Genomic DNA, 22,120 nt, shown 5'->3' with positions numbered 1-22,120 from the left:
ACCCATGGTGTCGAACCCTTTATCATTTTATTCTACCAAAGTGTACGGTTTATTGCGCTATGATTCATTTCATCGCAAGCATGACTATCCTGTGAGTTATAAAAAAAGCATCCCCTGCTCGCAGGAACTTTGAGGATACTCTTTTGGCATGTCCTAATCAGCAGAAATCCTTTAGAAATCAGGACAGCTTGGGACTACAAACCATCCATATGTAAGCAATTAAACTCTCAACTACTCTCTACTTAATAATGCTTTTCTAGCAGTTCCTTAAAAACATCAATCGGGTACTTGTATTGATCCGTTTTGAACACAATCCGGTTATTCCACTGGTTCTTTTCCAGCTCGCACCCATGCTCCATGTCCAGTTCCTTCATAATAAATATAATCTCATCTAAGGTTACCATCACACTATGTCTATTCGTCGTAGTCGCCAGCATCTGCTCGCCTTCCTGTATGTATGCCTTAACGATCTGTTCATCAAACCCTTCGCTGATCATTAATTCCTTCAAGGTTTGTACAAAAAGAGACGGCAGGTTTTTGTACTGCGATTTTTTAATCCCAAACAGCGTGACGCTTAAGCGGGAAATATCATGCATAAACACAATATTTTTTCTCCGGTTCAGTAAAAACAAGCTGGCATGCCAACTATTCAAAGGCGGATAAATATCAACTTGAAGTGGTTCAGTCTCCCATTCCTTCAGCAGTTTTTGTGTTCCCCGTATAACAAACATCATTGCTCTCCTTTATTGACGGTTCTGTACCGTAGCTCGTGATCTGACATCCCTAATCTCTCACATTAGGCTTGCCCCGGAAATTATAACACCGTATTCCAAACATCGGATTATAGACTATTTCAGTATAGGATAGGGGAATTATTAATTACCTGACACTGCTGAACGTAGCTCCTTCGGGACAATCCAGGGCATTTTCGTTTTCTTAGTGGATATTTTTTATGGAAATCCCCTTCACCGCTCTATATAATTCAGGTACAGTTCGTCACACGAGCTTAATCTAAAAATTAGGGGTGTTCCACACCTATGTCACAGCATATTTTACTTATTGAAGACGATCTATCCATTGCTGAAATGCTGCTCAAAGCACTCACCAAGGAGGGCTACAATTTAACCACCGCCTATGACGGAGAAGAAGGACTTATTGCCTTTGAACGTCACACTTACGACCTGGTACTCGTGGATCTGATGATGCCGAAGGTCGATGGTATGGAGGTAATCCGGCAAATTCGTACCCGCAGCGCCGTGCCAATTCTGATTATGTCGGCTAAGGACAGCGATGTGGATAAAGCGCTTGGACTGGGCTTCGGGGCAGACGATTATGTTGCCAAACCTTTCTCAATGCTCGAAATGACAGCTCGTATTCAGTCCGCGATCCGCCGATCGACTACCTATGCCCGTCTGCAACAGCAGGAGGAACAGCCGCAAGCACAAGTGTTGACCTATGGAAATTTGCGCATTGATTTTGATCATTTTACAGTCATACGCGATGGAAATGAAATTCAGCTAACAGCCAAAGAATCCGATATTCTGAAGCTGTTTGCATCCAACCCGAATCGGGTATTTACGAAAGCTCAACTATACGGATTTATTTGGAAAGACGATTATATGGGTGATGAGAATGTGATTAATGTCCATATTCGTCGCCTGCGTGAGAAAATTGAAGAAGATCCCTCCCACCCTGTCCACATTAAGACGCTGTGGGGCATCGGCTACAAATGGGAGAATGGTTGATATGAGCATCGAAATCATTTTCGAATGGATTGTCGTCCTCATGATGTCCGTCGTTATTATATGGCTTTGGCAGGAACGTGTATCCCATAAGCGCAAAATAAAGGATATCCGAACCGCCCTAGAGCGGATCGTGACCGTGAATCATGCCGAAAAGCTGCTATATGTCACAGGTGATGTTGAACTGCAACGACTCATGACGGAAATTAACCGACTACTAGACTTAAATCTGAGAGTATCAGCCGATTACAACCGAGGCCAAATCGCTATGCGTAAAATGATTTCGAATATTTCCCACGACCTCAAGACCCCGCTTACCGTTGTGCTTGGATATGCCGAAATGCTGGATGGCGATCCAGATATTTCGTCAGAAGAACGTATAAAGCTGCTATCCAGAATTCATCAAAAGACAAGCGAAGCGATTGAGCTGATCGGAAGTTTTTTTAGTTTGGCGAAGCTGGAAGCCAACGATACGGATATTCCACTGACCCGACTGGAGATAGGAGAACTGTGCAGACGCAGCATTTTGGAGTTTTATGATCTGCTGACGGCTCAGGGTTTTACGGTACATATTGACATTCCGGAGCATCCCATTTATGCCTTGGGGAACGAAGGAGCCATTGGGCGGGTGCTGAGCAATCTGATTTCAAATGCCATTCGCTACGGGGCAGAGGGTCGAACGCTAGGCCTGACGCTGTCAGAACAGCAGGATACAGTGCGTATAGAAGTGTGGGATCGTGGAAAAGGCATACAGGAGCCGGAGCAGGATAAGGTTTTTGAACGCATGTACACACTTGAGGATTCCCGTAATAAGGCGGTACAGGGCAGTGGACTGGGTCTTACGATTGCCAAGCGCCTGGTTGAATGCATGAATGGAGAGATGCAATTGACCAGCAAACCTTATGAGCAGACCGTCTTCTCTTTTACCTTGAAGAAGATCAACTATTAAGCGAGCTGCTCAACTTAATAAATTTGTAAGGATTACGAAAGAAAAATGAACATTTCGCCCTGTATTCTTGAATTATCAACAGTATACGAAGGGAGAACACCCATGACTTACATAATACGTACACATCATCTGACCAAAGCCATGAAGGGCAATGAAATTATAGCAGGGGTCAGTATGAATGTGCGCAAGGGGGAAACCTATGGCTTTCTCGGTCCCAATGGGGCAGGCAAGACAACGATCATGAAAATGATTACCAACCTGCTCAAGCCGACATCGGGTGAGATTGAACTGTTCGGTGAAAAGCTAACGCCACAGTCTTATCATCTGCTCGGACGGATAGGTTCGATTATTGAATACCCGATTTTTTATGATAGACTGACGGCTCAGCAAAATCTCGAACTTCATTGTGAATACATGGGCTATTATAATAAACAGGCTGTCCGGGATGCGCTAGAATTAGTGAACTTGCGGAATGCGGGTGACAAGCCAGTAAAAGACTTTTCACTAGGAATGAAGCAGCGTCTCGGGATTGCCCGAGCCATTGCGACCAAGCCAGAGCTACTCATTTTGGATGAACCAATTAATGGTCTGGACCCAGTGGGAATTAAGGAAATTCGGCAGTTATTCCACATGTTATGCAAGGAATATGGGATGACGCTGCTCGTATCCAGTCATATTTTAGCGGAAATAGAGCAGATTGCGGATACAATAGGCGTGATTAATCACGGACGGCTGATTGAGGAAGTTTCGATGGAACAGGTACGGGATACCAATACAGAATACATCGAATTTACGACCAACGATTGTAAAAAAGCGGCCTACGTCCTCTCCCATCATCTGAGTCTGAATAATATAAAGGTACTCAATGAACAGAGTATACGTATTTACGATATGAGTGTACCGCAGAAGCAAATTACGAAAACGCTCATTTTAAATGATGTAGAAGTCGATTCCATTCATCAGAAAAGCAGTACGCTGGAAGACTACTTTTTACGTCTGTTACATGGAGGTGAGCCCCATGCTTAGATTAATACAGTTGGAGATGAAAAAGCTTCATCTGGCGGGTTATATCCGTTCAGCACTGATCGCCAACGCCTGTATTTTGGGGTTGCTCTGTATTATTGCGCTGGATAGCCAAAATGAAGGAGTACCCGAATTTACACAGTACGCTCAGCTTCTTGATCTCATGGACAATATGGTGAGAGCCACATTTATTGTATTTGCCTCCGTTCTGCTATGCCGTTTTATTGTAGGAGAATTTAAGTCCAAATCGATTACAATCTTGTTCATGTATCCGATTCATCGTCAAAAGCTGATGATCGCCAAACTCTTGATTGTGCTGCTGTTTACGTTCTTGTCTGTTGTTATATCGGAAATCATCATTACGGCTGCGATTCATTTGCTCAACCAGTTTATCATGATTGTACCGGATAAGCTTACTCTTTCCATACTGGCCGAACAATCCGCGCGGACGCTAATCAATGCCGTGGCCGCCAGCTTTATGGGATTGGTTCCGCTGTATATGGGAATGCGAAGATACTCAGTACCCACGACTATTGTGACCTCAATTCTGGTTGTAGCCTTGCTTTTCTCCAATAATAACGGCGCTACACTTAGCTCCATTGCCCCCGTGCAAATCAGCTTCTCTGTGCTGGGAATGATTGTGGCTTATGCGGCAATTCGGCGCATTGAGTATAAGGATATTGCTTAGTAATATAGATTTTAGTGGAACGCTTTCAAAAAAAGATGAAAATCCTTGTTAGATATACACACATTTTTCACTGGACTTCATTCTAAAACAGGTATATCCTATAGGAGAAATTAAAAAACGGAATAAGGATCTTCGGGGTAGGGTGAGATTCCCAACCGGCGGTATGGCTCATGGAGCTAAGCCCGCGACTCTGTATCTGGCAACAGGATACGGACTGATTTGGTGAGATGCCAAAGCCGACGGTAAAGTCCGGATGGAAGAAGATCGAAGTATGAACATGCCGCAAAGTGAATGAATGCTGCGCTATAGTTTTGCAGTAACTTCATTTAACTTGTATCAAACGGCAAGTTTATTTGATCAACCCCCGTCTTGCATGGCTTTCGCCATGGACGGGGGTTTTTGTGCCACCGGTCCTGTATTCGCAAGGAGCTAAATAAGTATGAGTCAATCATCAACTGTACTATCATCCAAAGGTTTTGATCGTAGCTCCCACATGAAAAGCGGTTTTTGGCTAGTCGCGATCGGAGCAGCCTTGTGGGGTGCAGACCCGTTGTTTCGTATTATTTTGTTAAAGTCATTCACCTCAGCACAAATCGTACTGATGGAGCATGTGCTGCTCTTTATCGCTCTGACGCCGATGCTGTGGAAGCATCGTGAGGAGCTCAAAACGATACGATTTCGTCAGGTTTTCGCTATTTTGTTCGTCTCGTGGGGCGGCTCGGCACTGGCCAGTGTGATTTTCACCATGGCACTCAGCAACGGTGATCTGAATGCAGTTCTTTTGCTCCAGAAGCTTCAGCCTTTGGTTGCTATTATTCTGGCCCGCGTTATATTGAAGGAAATGCTACCGCGTCATTTTGGAATATTAATTGTCATCGCTCTGTTCGGAACGTATCTTTTGACCTTCGGTTGGTCGCTTCCCTTTGGGCATGTTCATGATTTTGTTCACGTTGGTAGTCTGCTCGCACTAGGTGCAGCGGTTCTGTGGGGCGGTTCGACCGTTATGGGTAGCTACTTGCTTCGTTCGATGAAATATGAGACGGTAACCTCCCTCCGCTTCATGGTGGCGCTCCCTCTGCTCATTGTTCTCACCTCGGTGGAGCATGCTCCGTGGAATATGCCTACAGGTACATGGGCGGCCGCAGCTGTAATGATCAACTTGCTGCTGCAAGCATTGCTTCCGGGTCTTCTGAGTTTATTACTGTATTACAAAGGCTTAAGTACAACCAAAGCTTCTTATGCTACGATGGCAGAATTGAGCTTCCCCATGGTTGGTGTCGTAATTAACTGGATCGCTTTCCAGCAAATCGTTACCGTAGCGCAATTGACTGGTTTTATGCTGATCTGGATTACACTCTTTATGATTTCTCGTCAGCAGAAAAATTAATAGCTTAATCTTCTTTCATGCTCATCCAAGCCAAATCGTGAAGATGCTTTTGCATCTCTGATTTGGCTTTTTATGTATTCATATTCATATTAACATCAGTTCCTAAGACCTATTTTCTCAAAAAAAGTGTACTATTCCTCGTTTTTAAAGATTACATCTATAAAATTAGTCGATTTATGTCGAATAAAACTATGTAGTGATCATCTGACACAGAGGAGAAAAAACGATGACTAAAGCAAAACAAACAGTTCCGTGGTGGAACAGGTTTCTCAGGCAGTTTTATTTAATGAGGACAAAATTAATAATATCTTTTTTGGCTGTGTTATTGATTCCAAGCGTACTTATTGGATACTTTTCTTACCAGGGGGCCACGACACAGCTCAGTCAGCAGATGGCTGCTTCCGTAAACACGAATCTGTATCTGATCCGAAGCAATGTTAATCAGTATGTGGCACCGATTATAAAAGACGTAGACGTGCTTACCAGTGAAATCGAATCTGATTCCATTGGTTCCAACCAAGAAGCCCTTCAGAAAAAGTTGGATGACATCGTCAAAGCTCATCCTGAGTTAGATGCCGCGCTCCTCGGCAATGCGAAAGGAGAATATATCCGTTCTCCGATAAAAAAGGAGGCTGATTATGATCCTAGGGAGAGAAAATGGTACAAAAACGCGATGCTACATAAGGGCAACATATTTGTCGGTGTTCCAGTTGCCAGCGTTACGACAGGGAACCTAGTAGTTAATGTATCGGCAACGCTGAAGAACGGTGAAGGGGCTGTTGCATTGGCTTTGAATCTGGACAAGATGGGGGACAGTCTGCAGTCTGTTAAGATAGGCGAACGCGGAGGACTCATCATTGTTGATTCTGATCATAAAATTGTATCTGGGACTGGAACAGCCTTTACCAAGACAGGCAAAAAACCGGCTGACACCATGGAGGGACTTCCCGAAGTGGCGGCAACCGGAGAAAATGATACTCCTTCCGTGTCGCAAATTCAATTTATGAATCGGGACGTACTGGCCTTTACACTTAAGGACCCTCTCACTGGCTGGAACATTGTTGCACTATCGGATCTGGAGGATTATAGTGATGCAGCCCAACCGATTCTGAAGCAAAGCCTGATTGTAATTGTTATTTCCATACTGGCCGCTGCGATCATCATAGTGCTTATGGTCCGCTCATTCCTGATCCCACTCAAAAAGCTGCAAGCAGGAACACGGATCGTCCGTGATGGAAATCTGACCGAACGTGTTAATCTGTCTAGAAAGGACGAGTTCGGCGAGCTGGCACAGAATTTTGACCAGATGACGCATTCCTTGCATTCAATGGTCTCCGAAGTCAACCAAACCTCCTCCCGTCTTGCTTCCTCTTCCCTGATAATCAAGGAGAGCACAGAGCAAACGACGGAGTCCGTACAACACGTAGCGGAAACAGTTATGGAATCCGCGGAAAATGCAGTGACCAGCGCCGAGGCATCCGAGCAAACCGCCAATGCTGTTGAAGAAATGGCGAAGGGTGTCAGCACGATTGCCGAATCGGCAAGCTCCATCGTGGATTCAGCAGGACAAACCGAGCAGGACGTAGCTCAAGGCAGTCAAATGATCAGCCATGTGCGGACACAAATGGACCGCATTTTGGAAGCTGTAAGCCAAACGGCTAGCCTGATGGATGAGCTATCCCAGCTCTCGGACGATGCGAAGCAAATGAATGCGGCTATAGCTGCCATTGCCAAGCAAACTAACTTATTGTCCCTGAACGCATCTATTGAAGCCTCCAGAGCAGGCGAAGCTGGACGTGGATTTGCTGTAGTCGCTATAGAGGTACGCAAGCTGTCGGAACAGTCCAAGGCAAGCGCCGATTCCATCAGTCAGATCATTACGCAGATGCTCGATTTGATTCAACGCTCTACCGCTACGATGAACGGTAATGTTCGTAATCAGGTAGGTGAAGGATTACGAATCAGCCAAGATGCAGAAGGTGCTTTTACGAATATTGAACGCTCTACTTCTCATATCGTGGAACAAATTCAAAGTGTGTCCGCTGCTGCTGAACAAATCTCAGCCAGTACAGAGGAAGTTTCCGCCACTGTCACCCATTTGGCAAGCCTATCCCGCAATTCGGCGGACAGTTCGCAGACAACCTCTGCTGCCGCTCAAGAGCAAATGGCAGCCATGGAGGAAATCGCCTCTTCCTCACAGGAGTTGTCCAACATGGCACAGGATCTGCAAGAGCTTGTTAAGCGATTTAAGATTTAGCTTCCACAGCTATTATTGAAATTTTCACCAACGAAAGCTCAGCAGTACTGTATCTGTTTACTAACAAAAGCCTTCGCCCGCATACAAAATACGGGCGAAGGCTTTTTCGTTGATTCCTTTAGACGATGCCTCGTACTTACCTATATGCTCATCTGCCCCGTTAGCTGGCGGCGTCTATCCCCTTCTGGATCATGTTCCACCATAATATCCTGATGAAAAATGGCTGTAGCTCGCTGTTGCCTGTCGTACATCGGCCATGCTCGCTCAGGTAGCATAGGCTCCCCATCCCGTGCAAAAGCAACCCATGCCTGCTGCATATCATGAGCAAGCTTCTCCATGGAAGGTTGAATCTCTAATCCCAGCTTACCCAGCAGCTTCAGATTATCGAAAACAAAAGCAATTTCTGCACCGTGAACCGCTTGTCCAAAGGTAGGATGGCCCGGCAGTGTCCAATCAAAACGGTACATCCATACCGATGCATACACCGACTGTGCAGCGGCAAGAGCCAACGCCGGACGCCAAAAAATGAGATCAGTCAACATTTGTGCCTGTCCCTCAATAGTAACTGGAAAAGGTTCTATCAGGTCGCCAATGTCGGACATACCTGTCATCATTTCCAATGCCTGACGTGCTGTTAGCTTGTTCATCAGATGGGATTCTTTGCGGATAAAATAGTTCCCTTCATGCAAGTTCGTTCCAATCATAACAGATACCTGTTTTGCTGAACCTTGGGCGATTGCAGACAGGGGTACATCTGGCAAGGTCACCCCGTCCACAACGGGTTGATAAATCATCGCCATTCCTGGTCCGATGACTTCATGTGTTTTGGCCATAGCGAGCATCAGCGCTTCTGTCGGCAGCGTAAACAATCGCTCAGGATGCTGAGTGTCCACACCCAGTTGCTGCAAATACACAGCCGCCACTTGCTCAGCCTGTGCAGCTGGCAACACCTGCGATGCTCCACTTTGCAAAATTGCACGCTGGAACAGCCCCTCAGCGGCTGGCATCGCCAATAGAGCGGCAATACTCATCGCGCCTGCCGATTCACCGAACACCGTTACTTCGTCCGGGTTGCCGCCAAAGGCAGATATATGATCCCGAACCCATTCCAGCGCAGCAATTTGATCCAACAGTCCGGCATTTGAGGTCAGCCCATTTCCCTTTGGAGTCAAATGCAAAAATCCTAACGGTCCTAACCGATAATTGATCGTAACTACAACAACATTGCCATTCTTCGCCATGCGTTCCCCGTCATATAAAGGTATAATCCCAGACCCGGTGACAAAGGCACCGCCATGAATCCACACCAGCACCGGACGTCCCTTCTCAGGAGCCTTCGAAGCCGGTGTCCAAATGTTCAGATACAAGCAATCCTCAGACTGCTGCGGCGGTTCCACCAGATTTCCGGTCATACTTTCAGCGGAGGGCATGGGTTGCGGACAGATGGGTCCGAAACTCGTCGCAGCCCGTACACCCTCCCAAGGCTCCAAAGGCTGTGGTCCGTGAAAACGAAGTTTTCCAACAGGAGGCTGCGCATATGGAATACCTTTCCACACATGATATCCATTCCCCGTTTCTCCACGTAATTGACCTAGACGAGTATGTACTGTATTACTCTCCATCATGAACCTCCTTTATTTTGTATGTTCAACATAACGGTATACTATCAATCTTTACATATCTCTATTATACCCTTTGCGCAGGACCAAACCAAAAAATACCGGAAGCGCTTTTGCGCTCCGGCATTTTGTAGACAGAATGAGTGGATCTTGCTTAATCCCGAACCTCTTCTTTCGGAATCAGCTTGTAAATTTCTTCGCTTTCCATCGAATCAATCAATCGGTCTAGCCACTTGTAATAAGCCACGGCCTGCTTCATTTTCATACGGTCTTGCTGAAGAATGGTCTTAAATTCCTCGTATTCTTCACCCTGTGCCATCAATTTGTCCAGTTCCTCAATGGCTTTGCGCAGTACGAGTAAATTTGTTTCTACTGCTTTTCTCCATTTAATAGCGAAGAAGTCAGTAAAGGTTTGATACCAGTCATACTCGACTTCATACAAGTCCTTGCGTGAGCCTTTGCTCCATACCTTGTTCACCATTTTCAGATCCAACAACGTTCGAACTCCTGTACTCATGCTCGTTTTGCTCATTTCCATTTCACGGCCCATCTCATCCAGCGTCATCGGTTTATCCGCAAAAAAAAGCAAACCGTACAAATGCCCCGCAGACAGAGTGATCCCATATAGGTCCATGTTTTTACCTATAGCTTCTATGACACGTTTGCGAATTTTTTGCAGCGACGCCTGCTGCTCATCACCTAACTGGTACAAGCTCATGCTTGCAACCTCCTAATTTTAGAGCATTTTGCACAACCTAGTATGAACGACTTACCCGTAAAGGATTAGCTTTGACGCAATATATGAAATCTTTCAATACGAATGAAATGTTTCAAAAGCAAAGCTTCTGTCTATATTACAACAGCACGATCGTTCAAAATCATAATTCGCAAAATTGCTAATGATAGTAAACTTTTAAAATTATGGATATACATAAATCTTTTTGTTATGGTCATATTTCATTGTCTATTTTAAAAAAAGCACTATCGGTTGTAAAGTTCCGAATGTTTGAGCATTCTAAAGAACGAAGGAGCATATCGAAGGAAAGTTTGTACAGTTTTTTCTGTACGTACTTTACGAACAGTTTTTTTGTTTGAAATGTAAGTGATGCTTCTGTTACAATTAATTTTGTCATTAACCGTTCAGGATGTACAGAATTATGATTTTTATACTCAATCCATCATGCAACATGGGGTTAATACCAAGCAAAGTATAGAAAGAAGAGGTGTATGTATGACGATTTTGGAAGTCAAAAATGTCAGCAAACTCTTTGGTCCTCACGCAGAGCAAGGTGTTCCGCTCCTGGAGCAAGGCTGGGGCAAAGAAAAGCTGGCCAAAGAAAAACAGATTACTGTTGGTGTTAACAAGGCCAACATGCAAATTAAGCAAGGTGAAATTTTCGTAATTATGGGGTTATCAGGTAGCGGCAAGTCCACTTTGGTGCGAATGCTAAATCGCTTGATTGAGCCTACCTCCGGTGAAATTCTGGTCCACGGCAAAGATCTCCGTAAGATGAACAAAGAACAACTCCGCGAGGTTCGTCGTAAAACCATCAGCATGGTTTTTCAAAAGTTCGCCCTGTTCCCACATCGGACTGTATTGGAAAATGTAGAATACGGTCTTGAAATTCAAAAGGTAGATAAAGCACAACGCCAGGAAAAGGCACAAACAGCGCTGGAACTGGTTGGTCTTAAAAACTGGGGCGATAAAATGCCCGATGAGTTGAGTGGCGGTATGCAGCAGCGTGTCGGGTTGGCACGAGCGTTGGCAAATGACCCTGAAGTTCTCCTGATGGATGAAGCATTCAGCGCATTGGACCCTCTCATTCGCCGTGACATGCAAGATGAGCTGCTGGAGCTTCAAGATAAAATGAAGAAAACGATTGTCTTTATCACCCATGATCTGGATGAAGCGCTGCGGATTGGTGACCGGATTGCATTGATGCGGGACGGAGTGGTCGTACAAATTGGTACACCGGAAGAAATTATGATCCAACCAGCTAACTCTTATGTAGCCCGCTTCGTCGAGGATGTGGATCTGTCCAAAGTATTGACGGCTGCTCATGTCATGCTTCGTCCAGAAACCATCACTATGGACCGCGGTCCGCGTGTAGCTCTGGAATTGATGCGGGAGCGTGGGATTTCCAATCTATTCGTCATTGACCGCACCAAAAAGCTATTGGGTGTTATTAATGCCGAGGATGCTGTTCATGCACTGCGCAACAATTTGAAGATTGAAGATATTTTGATCACGGACGGACCGCAGGTTCCTGCTGAAACCGTTATTAATGATTTGTTTGAAATTACAAGCTCGTCCAAGGTGCCACTGGCTGTCGTCGATGACAAGCAGAAATTGCTGGGCGTTATCGTCCGTGGAGCTTTATTGGGTGCACTAAGTGGAGATGTACCTACTACAAAGGAGGTGAATGCCCATGATACCGAAACTGCCAATCGCTGAGTGGATTCAATCCATTGTAGACTGGATGGGTATTCATCTGGCTGGATTGTTTAATGTTATTTCTTCGGTAATTGAAGCGGTAGTAGGCTTTTTCTCTGGCTTGTTCATGCTTCCGCACCCTCTGGTGTTCATCGTGATCATCGGGATTATCGCCTTTATGATCGGGCGGGTGCAGCTTACACTGTTCACTGTCATCGGCTTCCTGCTGATTGATAATCTCGGCTATTGGAGTGAAACGATGAACACGCTCGGACTGGTCATCACGTCTGCGCTTGTATCCATTGTTATCGGGATTCCGATCGGAATCTGGTGTGCATACAGTAAATCAGCATCACGCATTATCACGCCTTTACTTGATTTTATGCAGACGATGCCTGCGTTCGTGTACTTGCTCCCGGCGGTTACCTTTTTCAGCTTGGGTGTTGTACCAGGTGTTATCGCCTCTGTAATCTTTGCGATCCCCCCAACCATTCGCATGACCAACCTGGGGATTATGCAAGTATCGGATGAACTGATTGAAGCCTCTGATGCTTTTGGTTCAACATCGGCGCAAAAGCTGTTTAAAGTACAGCTGCCACTGGCATTGCCTACCTTAATGGCTGGTATTAATCAGACGATTATGCTGTCACTGTCCATGGTTGTTATTGCTTCCATGATCGGTGCGGAAGGTATCGGTGCGGTTGTGTATCGTGCTGTGACCCAGCTGCAAATTGGTAAAGGCTTTGAAGCCGGCTTGGCTGTGGTCGTTCTGGCTATTGTACTTGACCGCTTTACACAAAATCTGTTCAAACCGACGAAAAGAAGCAAAAGTCGTGTATCCAGCAAGCAAAAAGTATGGATCACCTCTGCAGTTACAGCGGTTATTCTGATCGCTGGCGCATCTCAATATTTTGTTGGAACAGATCATTCCGCTGCTGGTAAAGGTAGTGCTGCTGCCAATCCGATTGGCGCAGAGGTTGATTATAAAATTATTGGTATTGATGCCGGGGCAGGCATTATGAAGTCGACGGCTAAAGCAATTCAAGACTACAACTTGTCTGATTGGAAGCTAGTTGAGGGTTCCGGTGCGGCCATGACGGCCACATTGGACAAAGCCATCAAAGCGAAAAAACCGATCATTATTACCGGTTGGACTCCTCACTGGATGTTCAACAAGTATGATCTCAAATATTTGGAAGACCCTAAAAAGTCTTATGGTGAAGCTGAGGGTATTCATACGATTGCCCGTAAAGGTTTGCAGCAGGACGCTCCTACTGCTTATGAGTTTCTAAAACGTTTCAAATGGACAGCAGAAGATATGGGTGAAATGATGGTTGCTATCCAAGAAGGGACCAGTCCAGAGCAAGCTGCCAAGGATTGGGCGGAGAAACATGCCGACAAGGTTCAGGAATGGACTCAAGGACTGCAACCTGTCAATGGCGATACCTTTAAGCTAAGCTATGTAGCTTGGGATTCGGAAATTGCGAGTACAAATTTGCTGAAATATATTATGGAAAATAATCTGGGTTACAAAGTAACCGCACTGCAAGTTGAAGCAGGTCCTATGTGGACGGGTGTCGCTAGTGGCGATGTAGATGCCTCACCGGCTGCATGGCTGCCGTTAACGCATGCGGATTACTGGGCTAAATACAAAGATAAACTCGACGACCTAGGTGCAAATATGACTGGTGTTAAAACTGGGTTGGTCGTTCCAGCTTACATGAATGTTAAATCAATTACTGAGTTGCAGGGGAACGGAGCCGCTTCGGCTCCAGCCTCCGCCGCTACTGGGGACTTTGGCAAGGAGGTCGGCTACCGCATTGTCGGTACCGACCCTGGTGCCGGACTGATGAAGCTGACTTCTAAAGCTATCAGTGACTATGGATTGTCCGACTGGAAACTGCTTGAAAGCTCTGGAGCTGCAATGACCGCTACACTGGATAAAGCTATCAAAGCCAAGCAGCCTATCGTTATAACCGGTTGGACTCCTCACTGGATGTTTAACAAGTATGATTTGAAATACTTAAAAGATCCTAAAAAGGCTTATGGTGATAAAGAAGAAATTCATACCATTGCCCGCAAAGGGTTGAAACAGGGTGCTCCTGTGGCTTATGAATTTCTAAGCCGTTTCAAGTGGACTGCTGAAGATATGGGTGAAGTGATGATCGCAATTCAAGATGGTACTCCCCCACAGCAGGCTGCCAAGAACTGGGCTGATAAGCATCCTGATAAAGTACAGGAATGGATCAAGGGTTTGCAGCCCGTCAATGGAAATCCTTTGAAGCTGAGCTACGCTGCTTGGGATTCGGAAATTGCCAGTACGAACGTATTGAAATATGTATTAGAACAAAAATTGGGCTATAAAGTAACCGCGCTGCAAGTGGAAATCGGCCCAATGTGGACAGGCGTGGCTGGCGGAAGTGTAGATGCTACCGCAGCCGCCTGGCTTCCATTGACGCATGCTGATTATTGGGCTCAATACAAGGATAAAGTAGATGACATCGGAACCAGCATGACTGGTGTTATGTCCGGACTTGTCGTTCCATCCTATGTACCCATTGATTCTATTGAGGATCTCAAAACGCAATAATACTTCTTCCAATTCTAATTGCTACTAATAAGTAGAAGGCAGATCAGGACTACTCCCGATCTGCCTTTTTGATATCCAAATTTAAAATTGCTCTCAGCCTTTGATTGTGAACCCTTCTTGAGCGGGCACATCGGCATGCTGTGCTGTCGTCTGATGTTGTCTAAAGAATAACGGATAGATCACGAAGGCCACCAGCAGACTCACACAACCAATGACGCCCAGAGCAATCAAATCCTTAAAGATGTATGTGATATCCAGACCCTTGAGCGTAATGTTCCGTACTGCGTCCAGATAATACGTCAGCGGCAATATTTCAGCAAGCCCTCGCAAGAAGCCGGGCATTGCTTCTAATGGCCACGTATAACCTGACAGCATAAAGGAAGGAACAGCAATGAGCATCAGAGTTTGTGTTGCATCCACTCTGGTCTTGGAAAAGAGACTGAACAGGAACCCTAATCCACACAAAGCAAAGTTAAAGACCAGCGAAACCAAAATCAATGGCAGTACCTGTCCCCTAAACGGAATATCGAAGCATAAAGCGCTAATACTGAATACAGTCAGCACATTAAAAGCTCCCGCCGCATAATAGGGTGCTAGCTTGGCAATAGCCAAGCGCCAAGGGGTGTTTTTCCATGCGCCAAATCTTCCCCAAGTCCCAGCTTCCTTATCACGCGTGCAAGACAACGCAATACCTAGCAGCAAACACTGCTGGAGAGCCGCAGAAATAACCCCCAACGGCATGAAAAGCTTATAATCATATACCGGGTTAAATAGCACTCTGGATCGGAACGGGATGGTAGTCAGCGTCGAGGCGGCCTGATCGGCGTTCATTCCCTTTTGCTTCATGGAATTGAGCGATACTCCGGCACTCACGCTACTAATGACCTGATTGGCAATCCGACTGGCACTATTGGAATACATCATATTACTGCCGTCAATCAGCGTAAGCACAGGTGGATTTTCCCCATGCTTAAGCCGAGTGGTAAAGTTATCTGGAATGACAATTCCGACCTTGGCTTCCCCAGTCTCTACCTGGCGGACTACATCATCCTGATTGGTCACTTGCCGTGTAACGGCAAATGAATCAGTCGCGTCGAACGCCTGAATGATTTGGCGACTAAGCTGCGAATTATCTCCGTCATACACCGTAACAGGCATCTCGGTAATCCGCTGATGCGAATACAGGAAGCCGAACAGTATCGTATACACAATTGGCGTAATCAGCAGAATAGCCATAAAGCGGCGGTCCCGGAAGATACTCAGCCATTCCTCGCGAAACACATCGCGGATACGAAGTCTTTCCTGTGAACCCTGCATATTACTGCGCCCCTTTGCCTGTAAACAGAACCGTGGAGCCTGTTGGAACGGAAGCCGCAAGATCCGGTAATGCTACCTTCACACCAAAGGAACGGACATCCTTATCACCTGAGCTTTGGCTCGGTTTTTGAATGGCAAAGTCCGCAGCAGATTCTAACAGAATGACTTTGCCCTTCAGCTCCTTACCGCCTGACAGTAATTTAACTTGAACTGTATCCCCTGCTTGAAGACCGTTCAGAGACGTTTCTGGTACATAGAATTTAGCCCAACGCTGTGTGGATGTTTCAATTGTATAGACAGGAAATCCTGCGCTAGCCATCTCACCCAAGCTAAGCGACTTGGATTTTACGATCCCATCCTCAGGCGCACGCAGCGTAGTATAGCCCAAATAGGTCTGAGCCTCCTGAAGTGCAGCTTCCGCCTGGGCTACCTGTGCATTGGCACCTTCAACCGCAGATTGTGCCTGCTCTACCGTCGATTGCGCCGCCTTCACAGCGGATTGCGCTTGCTCTACCGAAGCCTGAGCAGCTTTGACATCTTCCTGTTGCACAGCCACTTTGCCCGCTCCTGCCTGTGCTTCCTTCACTGCAGCCAAGGCTTGACGGTATTGGGCTTCAGCCGCCGTAATTTCCTCCTTACGGCTTCCCTCCCGCGCCATATCCAATTTTTGCGACTCAGCATTATACTTGGCTACTGCCTGTTGATGTTCCAATGTCGCTTGATCCAGTGAGGCCTGAGTTGCTGCACCGGCTTCTTGAAGCTTTTTGGCACGCTCCAGATTTTTAACAGTCAGGTCCAGCGTTTCCTTCGCTACCTTCACAGATGCTTGCAATTGCTCAATCTCCTGCGGTCTTGCCCCGCTTTTGAGGGCATCCAGTTTCGCTTTGGCGGCGTTCGCAGCCGCTTGGGCCTGTTCTATCTGGCTGGAGGAAGCCTCAGCAGTCACACTGACCGCTGTCGTACCTTGGCTCTTCTTGGCCTGAGCGGCGCTCACGGTAGCCTGTGCCTGGCCTACGCCTGCTTGAGCCTGCAATACGCTGGCTTTCGCTTTGGACACATTGCTCTTGGCTGCCAGCAAAGCAGCCTGTGCTTGCTTCACCTTATCTTCCAGCTCACGGCTTTCCAGATGGGCTATCACCTGCCCTTTTTTTACCTTGTCGCCCTCATTCACCAGCATCTGATCAATACGTCCCGCCATCTTAAAGCTGGCATTGAGCGTATCGGATTCTACATAAGCCGTAGGGATAGAAGAAGATTCATCTGCGGATAAGCTGCTGCTCCCTCGTGGGAAAGCAGTCAAAGCATAGATTCCTACAGCGATTAAAATAATAAGTACGATGTAAATCGCATATTTTTTGGCTTTCATGTTCTCATCACTCCACTTGTATATTTAATGTTGCATACCCAGCGCGTTACATACAAATACTTCGGTACTTTCACGAACTTCCTGCAGATTCATCGTTTCGCCCCATACCATCGACCGCATTGGAGTAAAAATGTAAATGCCGAATAAACAATTTGCAGTCGTTTTTGCATCCAGCTTACTCGAAATTTTTCCATAGAACTTGCCGGAATCAATCTCTGCCTCCATAAAATCAAAATAGTCTGCCAGCACCTGCCTAATATTAAAATGCTGTTCCTGCGAGACCCACCCCTTACTGACCAGTAGACGGCAAAAATCCGGCTCTCTTCCAATGAACTCAATATGTACTTGGATTAGCTTGCGAACCCTCACTTCTACCTGATCCATAGGAATTTGAGCCATCGCTTCATGGATATCCTGGACAAAACGTTCCATTCCCATCTTCAAAATGTAAATGTACAATTCTTGCTTGTTTTTAAAATTGTAGTACAGGGTTCCTTTAGCTATGCCACATACTTTGGCAATTTCCTCCATATTTGTATCATTAAATCCTCGTTCGGAAAAAGCCTTGAGTGCGCCGTTAAAAATAATTTCCTTCGTTTGCTGTTTCATGCTTCCTCCTTTTTTGAACTGACCGTCCAGTACAAAAATTATGTATTTATTATAAGCCCATTTTCAGTTATCCAGCAATAGGAAATGTGCAAAAATGACCATTTTAGACACTTCGTCTAAACGATTATTCTAAAATAAAAATGCAAAAACGGATCGAATAAGTGAGGGGGTCACTCATTCGATCCGTTATTTCATAAAATCGGCTAATAAGGAGGCACATCTACGAATTATCAGCCGATTTTAAGGGAGGGCCGACTATTTCTTCACCGTTTGATTGTATTGCGCGATTTTGCCTGTAATTTCTTGTGCAGCTTGATCCAGAGCCTGTTTTGGCTGTTGCTGGCCACTCAGAACAGCCTCAATCGCACCTTCGACGATCTGACGCGCTTCTGGGAATACGCCCATCACTGCGCCTTGTGTAGCAGTAGATTGTGCCGATGCATGCAATTGGTCAACAGCTGTCTGGAATTGCGGATATTTTACCATGTTATCTTTGAGTACCTTCTCGTCATAGGCCGCTTTCGTGATTGGGAAGTACCCAGTATTCACACTCCATTGTGCCTGTACTGCTGGGGAGGCGACGAATTTAATGAACTCCCATGCTGCCTTTTGCTGGGCTTCAGGTTTGTTGTTCATGATGTATAAGCTCGCGCCGCCTACAACTACGCCGCCTTCTTTTGCTTCATTGGCTCTTGGCAGAAACCCTGTGCCTACTTCGAATTTATCGCCAACCTGCTCCACAATATTACGCAGCGAAGCGGTAGAATCCAGCGTCATCGCAATTTGTCCTGCGGAAAAGGCTTTCGCTGTATCGTCCGAGTTACGTCCCAAATTGGATACGACCTTTTCATCGATCATTTTCTTCCACCATGTCAGCGTTTTTACACCGGCATCCGAATTCAGCAACGATTCCGTAGCTGCTTGCTCACGTCCATTGCCATTATTCACATAGTCCGCGTTCTGATTGGCAAACAGTTGCTCCATAAACCAGCCGTAAATGGCAATGGATGCACCAGATTTACCATCCTTACTTAAGGCTTTGGCAGCTTTTTCGAATTCATCATACGTTTTCGGAGGATTAGCTGGGTCAAGTCCTGCGGCTTTGAAAGCATCCTTGTTGTAATACAAAATCGGGTTTGACGTATTGAACGGCATGGCGTTCAATTTGCCATCAATCGTGTAGTATCGTGTAATATTCGGTTCAAGCTGCGACAAATCGAATTTATCCGCATCAATAAATTGTTGTACAGGCGTGATCATTTTGGAGTCGATCATGAATTTACTGCCGATTTCGTATACTTGAATGATGTCCGGTCCGCTATTAGAACCAAGCGACGCCTTCAGCTTGTTCAAGCTGTCATCATATTTACCTTGATATACTGGCTCTACCTGAATGTCCTTATGACTAGCGTTAAAGTCAGCAGCAATCTGCTTGATCGCTTTTTCACCGTTGCCGGACATTGAATGCCACCAAGTCAGCTTTACAGGTGAAGTTGCTGCTGCCCCTGTATCATTACCATTACTCGGCTTCTCCGCCGCTGTATTGTTGCTACAGCCTGCTGCAACGACCATAGCAGTCAGAATAAGCAGGGTCAAAGCACTTTTCAAACGAAAAAATCTCATAATCTCTCTTCTCTCCCTTTGACTAAATGATTCTTGAATGAAATGTTTGTACTCTTGTGTGTTAAAGCTTTGTATATAGGCTGCTTGCGCAGGTGTTGCTGTCTTTTGCTTCTATAATTAGCCTTTAAGCGCACCCGCTGCCATTCCACGCACCAGCTGTTTTAATCCAAAGATCAGCAGGAGCAGAGACGGTAAAATGACAAGTGCCGTACCCGCAAACACCAGATTCCATGAAGTCGATTCCTGAAACTCCAGCATAGATATGCCGATCTGTACGGTACGCATATTCTCGCTATTTGTGACCAGTAAAGGCCAGAGATATGAATTGTACATGTTCAGGAACGAATACACAGCCAGTGTTCCGAGCGCAGGGCGCGATAACGGAAGCACATGAAACAGGAAATATCGGATATGTCCGCACCCATCCATACGAGCAGCCTCGAACAGTTCCTTGGGAAGCTGGAGAAAAAATTGTCTTAACAGGAACGTTCCGAACGCCGTTGCCAGAAATGGAACCGTCAACCCTTGATATGTATCAAGCCAGTTCCAGCTTCGTACCGTCAGATAGTTGGGAATAATAGTAACTTCCCAAGGGATCATCATCGTCGCGACAAACATGCTAAAAATGAAGTTTTTTCCCTTGAATTCCATTTTGGCAAAGGCATAGGCCGCCAAGCTGGCTGTAATCAGTTGTCCGATCATTGTCAGACCCGAAATGAGAAAGGTGTTGCCGATAAAGGCTGCAATCGGAACGATTTCAAACACTTCAGAAAAATTGGCCATATGAAAGGAATGCGGGAAAAAGCTTGGTGGGTAAGCGCTCGCTTCCTCCGGTGACATGACCGCCATAAAAAAAGTATAAATAACTGGGTACAAAATCAGAGCGGCTGCAATCGTAAGCAGCACATACAATAATGTTGAATTCAGGTGTTGTTTCATTGGTAATGCACCTTTCTTTCCACCCACTTAAACTGAATCATCGTAAGCAGCAAAATGACAGCAAACAAGACAATGGCCTGCGCACTCCCTGTTCCGAACCGGAAATTAACGAAAGCTTCCTGATAAATGGAATATACAAATACATTCGTACTGTTCACCGGACCACCTTTGGTCAAGATATTAATTTGAGCGAAAGACTGGAAGGCACCAATGATGGAAACTACGGTCACAAAAAAGATCGTCGGTGATAGCAGCGGCATAGAGATACGCCAGAACGTGACCAACGGTCCGGCTCCGTCCATTTTGGCACTTTCGTACATGTTATCTGGAATCCCTTGAAGTCCGCTTGATAAGATAATGTAATTGAAGCCAAGATTCATCCAGATGGTCATTATGGCTACGGAGAACAACGCCCAATCTGGGCTGGTCAACCATGGAACTGGATTGATATGTAATAGGGAAAGCACATAGTTGAACATCCCCAGTGTAGGATGGAAAAGGAATTTCCAAATGACCGCAGATGAACCCACCGATAACACCATCGGTAGCGAGAAGGCAAACTGGAAGATACGCATTCCACGTAATTTACTGTGTGTAAGGGCAGCGAGTACCAGCGCCAGTAAAATACCCACAGGTACCGTCAATAGTGCAAAAAGCAGCGTGACCTTAATCCCCTGTAGAAACTGACCTGAGCTGAACAGCATAGCAAAGTTATCTAACCCCACATAATCTGCAACGTTTCCTGCGGGATCTGTAGAATGCAAGCTGAGATAAACGGACTTTATCATCGGATAAAACATAAATACAGCAAACAAAATAAGCGATGGAGCCAAAAAGGTATACGCCAGCGCGTTTTCGCGCAGTCTTTGAATTTTTAGCGAACCCGTGCGTATGCGAGCTTTAGACGATGTCCGTTGCTGGCTCCTCGTCCCCAGTCCCAAAGATTTGTTAAGTTCACCCAAAACGGAACGCCCCTTTCTTTTCAAACCAACCTCAGTAAGTGTATCGTTTTGATGTAAAGGGAACATCAAGTGAACTGGAGTAAAATGTTAATGTTTTGACTCTTTGTAAAACCTGCTTACTTGGGTATTTGCACAAGGGCACAGGCTCCTGCATACGATATATCATTATATGAGTACGGAGGTCAGAGGCGAATGTCGTACAACACTGTCAGTCCGCAAACCTTATATCAAGCTAGACCGGAATTCCAACAAGAACTCAAAAAAGTCCACGATCATTTGCATTATCACTTGAGTCCCTACATGAACCACACGGTTAGGGTACAAACGATGGATCATCAGGTGTATGAAGGAACGATTGCGCATATGGATGCGGATCATTTGTATTTGAGAGTGCCTCAGCAGTATCACTCATCCTCCTTAGGAACCCCGACCCCTGATCGTTCCTATGCCTACAACAATGTCATTCTGCCGCTGGTGCTATTTAATTTGTTGGTTATAGTCCTGTTGAGCTAGCGCTCGATCCATGCAGTCTGTCTAACTAAAAGACAAAAAAACCTCCAAATCCGTAAGGAGCCTACCCTTGGCACATTACGAAGTTGGAGGTTTTATTTATTT

18 protein-coding genes and 1 riboswitch are annotated in these 22,120 nt (G+C 45.8%); of the genes, 9 read left to right on the top strand and 9 right to left on the bottom strand.

Going from position 1 to position 22,120, the window contains the following annotated elements:
* Positions 1-242 precede the first annotated feature (242 nt).
* Positions 243-731, bottom strand: a complete 489-nt coding sequence (locus tag MKX36_RS06220) for a DUF6933 domain-containing protein (RefSeq protein ID WP_107734000.1) — start codon at positions 729-731, stop codon at positions 243-245.
* A gap of 306 nt (positions 732-1,037) precedes the next feature.
* Here MKX36_RS06220 and MKX36_RS06215 point away from each other — a divergent pair, with 306 nt between their 5' ends.
* The 6 genes from MKX36_RS06215 to MKX36_RS06190 all read left to right on the top strand — a co-directional run bounded on the left by MKX36_RS06215 (position 1,038) and on the right by MKX36_RS06190 (position 8,046).
* On the top strand, positions 1,038-1,745 hold the full coding sequence (locus MKX36_RS06215) for a response regulator transcription factor (RefSeq protein ID WP_090887988.1): 708 nt from the start codon (positions 1,038-1,040) through the stop codon (positions 1,743-1,745).
* Position 1,746: 1 nt separating this feature from the next.
* Positions 1,747-2,691, top strand: coding sequence for a sensor histidine kinase (locus MKX36_RS06210; protein WP_107734002.1), 945 nt, complete (start codon positions 1,747-1,749; stop codon positions 2,689-2,691).
* 102 nt (positions 2,692-2,793) lie between these two features.
* Positions 2,794-3,717 (top strand): ABC transporter ATP-binding protein, encoded by a 924-nt coding sequence (locus MKX36_RS06205; protein WP_107734003.1) that lies wholly within the window; start codon positions 2,794-2,796, stop codon positions 3,715-3,717.
* Positions 3,710-4,402: an ABC transporter permease gene (locus MKX36_RS06200; protein WP_340864416.1), complete on the top strand. Its 693-nt coding sequence runs from the start codon at positions 3,710-3,712 to the stop codon at positions 4,400-4,402. The genes MKX36_RS06205 and MKX36_RS06200 overlap by 8 nt, the downstream gene beginning before the upstream one ends.
* A gap of 124 nt (positions 4,403-4,526) precedes the next feature.
* Positions 4,527-4,671, top strand: a riboswitch (FMN riboswitch).
* Positions 4,672-4,841: 170 nt separating this feature from the next.
* A complete protein-coding gene (locus tag MKX36_RS06195; RefSeq protein WP_107734004.1) occupies positions 4,842-5,789 on the top strand; it encodes a DMT family transporter in 948 nt (315 codons plus the stop codon).
* Between the two features lie 226 nt (positions 5,790-6,015).
* On the top strand, positions 6,016-8,046 hold the full coding sequence (locus MKX36_RS06190; protein ID WP_340864415.1) for a methyl-accepting chemotaxis protein: 2,031 nt from the start codon (positions 6,016-6,018) through the stop codon (positions 8,044-8,046).
* A gap of 140 nt (positions 8,047-8,186) precedes the next feature.
* On the opposite strand, the gene MKX36_RS06185 is transcribed toward MKX36_RS06190, so the two are convergent.
* Both MKX36_RS06185 and MKX36_RS06180 read right to left on the bottom strand, forming a co-directional pair.
* Positions 8,187-9,668, bottom strand: coding sequence for a carboxylesterase/lipase family protein (locus MKX36_RS06185; RefSeq protein ID WP_340864414.1), 1,482 nt, complete (start codon positions 9,666-9,668; stop codon positions 8,187-8,189).
* Positions 9,669-9,819: 151 nt separating this feature from the next.
* Positions 9,820-10,383 (bottom strand): GbsR/MarR family transcriptional regulator, encoded by a 564-nt coding sequence (locus MKX36_RS06180; RefSeq protein WP_019686546.1) that lies wholly within the window; start codon positions 10,381-10,383, stop codon positions 9,820-9,822.
* Between the two features lie 513 nt (positions 10,384-10,896).
* Between MKX36_RS06180 and MKX36_RS06175 the strand changes: the two genes are divergently transcribed.
* On the top strand, positions 10,897-12,120 hold the full coding sequence (locus tag MKX36_RS06175; protein ID WP_017426515.1) for a quaternary amine ABC transporter ATP-binding protein: 1,224 nt from the start codon (positions 10,897-10,899) through the stop codon (positions 12,118-12,120).
* On the top strand, positions 12,095-14,689 hold the full coding sequence (locus tag MKX36_RS06170) for a glycine betaine ABC transporter substrate-binding protein (RefSeq protein ID WP_340864413.1): 2,595 nt from the start codon (positions 12,095-12,097) through the stop codon (positions 14,687-14,689). Before MKX36_RS06175 ends, MKX36_RS06170 begins: the two co-directional genes overlap by 26 nt.
* A gap of 93 nt (positions 14,690-14,782) precedes the next feature.
* On the opposite strand, the gene MKX36_RS06165 is transcribed toward MKX36_RS06170, so the two are convergent.
* From MKX36_RS06165 to MKX36_RS06140, 6 genes are all read right to left on the bottom strand, one after another.
* Positions 14,783-16,006: an ABC transporter permease gene (locus MKX36_RS06165; RefSeq protein ID WP_016821182.1), complete on the bottom strand. Its 1,224-nt coding sequence runs from the start codon at positions 16,004-16,006 to the stop codon at positions 14,783-14,785.
* 1 nt (position 16,007) lies between these two features.
* Positions 16,008-17,372: an HlyD family secretion protein gene (locus MKX36_RS06160; protein ID WP_016821183.1), complete on the bottom strand. Its 1,365-nt coding sequence runs from the start codon at positions 17,370-17,372 to the stop codon at positions 16,008-16,010.
* 24 nt (positions 17,373-17,396) lie between these two features.
* Complete coding sequence (locus MKX36_RS06155) at positions 17,397-17,981, bottom strand: TetR/AcrR family transcriptional regulator (RefSeq protein WP_016821184.1); 585 nt, start codon at positions 17,979-17,981, stop codon at positions 17,397-17,399.
* 255 nt (positions 17,982-18,236) lie between these two features.
* A complete protein-coding gene (locus tag MKX36_RS06150) occupies positions 18,237-19,604 on the bottom strand; it encodes an ABC transporter substrate-binding protein (RefSeq protein WP_019686542.1) in 1,368 nt (455 codons plus the stop codon).
* A gap of 117 nt (positions 19,605-19,721) precedes the next feature.
* Entirely contained in the window at positions 19,722-20,543 is an 822-nt protein-coding gene (locus MKX36_RS06145) for a carbohydrate ABC transporter permease (RefSeq protein ID WP_016821186.1), read from the bottom strand.
* Positions 20,540-21,505 carry a carbohydrate ABC transporter permease gene (locus MKX36_RS06140; protein ID WP_340864412.1) on the bottom strand — a complete coding sequence of 322 codons (966 nt, stop codon included), beginning with the start codon at positions 21,503-21,505 and terminating at the stop codon, positions 20,540-20,542. The genes MKX36_RS06145 and MKX36_RS06140 overlap by 4 nt, the downstream gene beginning before the upstream one ends.
* 192 nt (positions 21,506-21,697) lie before the next feature.
* On the opposite strand from MKX36_RS06140, the gene MKX36_RS06135 reads away from it, so the two are divergent.
* Complete coding sequence (locus MKX36_RS06135; protein WP_019686540.1) at positions 21,698-22,018, top strand: hypothetical protein; 321 nt, start codon at positions 21,698-21,700, stop codon at positions 22,016-22,018.
* The last annotated feature ends 102 nt before the right edge of the window (positions 22,019-22,120 follow it).

Origin of the sequence: Paenibacillus sp. FSL W8-0439, assembly GCF_038008995.1 — a bacterium.
Taxonomy (GTDB): domain Bacteria; phylum Bacillota; class Bacilli; order Paenibacillales; family Paenibacillaceae; genus Paenibacillus; species Paenibacillus polymyxa.
The sequence above is the reverse complement of the archived record's forward strand: the minus strand, read 5'-3'. Positions and strand labels throughout refer to the sequence as shown.

Bases quoted from the DNA above. Each gene is read 5' to 3' on its own strand.
- MKX36_RS06220 (WP_107734000.1), bottom strand. From the start codon at position 731: ATGTTTGTTATACGGGGAACACAAAAACTGCTGAAGGAATGGGAGACT.
- MKX36_RS06215 (WP_090887988.1), top strand. From the start codon at position 1,038: ATGTCACAGCATATTTTACTTATTGAAGACGATCTATCCATTGCTGAA.
- MKX36_RS06210 (WP_107734002.1), top strand. From the start codon at position 1,747: ATGAGCATCGAAATCATTTTCGAATGGATTGTCGTCCTCATGATGTCC.
- MKX36_RS06205 (WP_107734003.1), top strand. From the start codon at position 2,794: ATGACTTACATAATACGTACACATCATCTGACCAAAGCCATGAAGGGC.
- MKX36_RS06200 (WP_340864416.1), top strand. From the start codon at position 3,710: ATGCTTAGATTAATACAGTTGGAGATGAAAAAGCTTCATCTGGCGGGT.
- MKX36_RS06195 (WP_107734004.1), top strand. From the start codon at position 4,842: ATGAGTCAATCATCAACTGTACTATCATCCAAAGGTTTTGATCGTAGC.
- MKX36_RS06190 (WP_340864415.1), top strand. From the start codon at position 6,016: ATGACTAAAGCAAAACAAACAGTTCCGTGGTGGAACAGGTTTCTCAGG.
- MKX36_RS06185 (WP_340864414.1), bottom strand. From the start codon at position 9,668: ATGGAGAGTAATACAGTACATACTCGTCTAGGTCAATTACGTGGAGAA.
- MKX36_RS06180 (WP_019686546.1), bottom strand. From the start codon at position 10,383: ATGAGCTTGTACCAGTTAGGTGATGAGCAGCAGGCGTCGCTGCAAAAA.
- MKX36_RS06175 (WP_017426515.1), top strand. From the start codon at position 10,897: ATGACGATTTTGGAAGTCAAAAATGTCAGCAAACTCTTTGGTCCTCAC.
- MKX36_RS06170 (WP_340864413.1), top strand. From the start codon at position 12,095: ATGATACCGAAACTGCCAATCGCTGAGTGGATTCAATCCATTGTAGAC.
- MKX36_RS06165 (WP_016821182.1), bottom strand. From the start codon at position 16,006: ATGCAGGGTTCACAGGAAAGACTTCGTATCCGCGATGTGTTTCGCGAG.
- MKX36_RS06160 (WP_016821183.1), bottom strand. From the start codon at position 17,372: ATGAAAGCCAAAAAATATGCGATTTACATCGTACTTATTATTTTAATC.
- MKX36_RS06155 (WP_016821184.1), bottom strand. From the start codon at position 17,981: ATGAAACAGCAAACGAAGGAAATTATTTTTAACGGCGCACTCAAGGCT.
- MKX36_RS06150 (WP_019686542.1), bottom strand. From the start codon at position 19,604: ATGAGATTTTTTCGTTTGAAAAGTGCTTTGACCCTGCTTATTCTGACT.
- MKX36_RS06145 (WP_016821186.1), bottom strand. From the start codon at position 20,543: ATGAAACAACACCTGAATTCAACATTATTGTATGTGCTGCTTACGATT.
- MKX36_RS06135 (WP_019686540.1), top strand. From the start codon at position 21,698: ATGTCGTACAACACTGTCAGTCCGCAAACCTTATATCAAGCTAGACCG.